This is a genomic window from Mesorhizobium sp. M1E.F.Ca.ET.063.01.1.1 (assembly GCF_003998155.1).
GTDB lineage: Bacteria > Pseudomonadota > Alphaproteobacteria > Rhizobiales > Rhizobiaceae > Mesorhizobium.
This window is the reverse complement of sequence record NZ_RZSC01001661.1, coordinates 1-423: the sequence shown is the minus strand read 5'-3', so window position 1 is coordinate 423 and position 423 is coordinate 1. Positions and strand designations below refer to the sequence as shown.

General features: G+C 64.1%; 1 protein-coding gene. It reads left to right on the top strand.

Annotated features, from left to right (window positions below):
* Positions 1-391: quinolinate synthase NadA (gene nadA, locus EOA29_RS40300; protein WP_189479210.1), on the top strand; the 391-nt coding region annotated here is incomplete at its 5' end.
* Between the last annotated feature and the right edge of the window lie 32 nt (positions 392-423).

Below are 423 nucleotides of genomic sequence, written 5' to 3'. Positions count from 1 at the left end.
CTGCGAGGTGCATGAGCGCTTCACCGCGGCCGATATCCGCGAGCTACGGGAAGCGCATCCCGGCGTGACCGTACTTGCCCATCCCGAATGCCCACCGGAGGTCGTCGCTGAGGCCGACTTCGCCGGCTCGACAGCGGCAATGTCCGACTATGTCGGACGGCACAAACCGGCGCGCGTCGTGCTGATGACGGAATGCTCGATGAGCGACAATGTCGCGGTCGAGCACCCGGACGTGGATTTTGTGCGTCCGTGCAACCTTTGCCCGCACATGAAGCGCATCACGCTTCGTAATATCCGCAGCGCGATCGAGGAGAACCGTCACGTCGTCACGATCGATCCATGTGTCGCCGAGCGGGCCCGCTGGGCCGTCGAGCGCATGCTCTTCGTATGACCCCAGACATCCATGACATTGGCGGGGCGCCG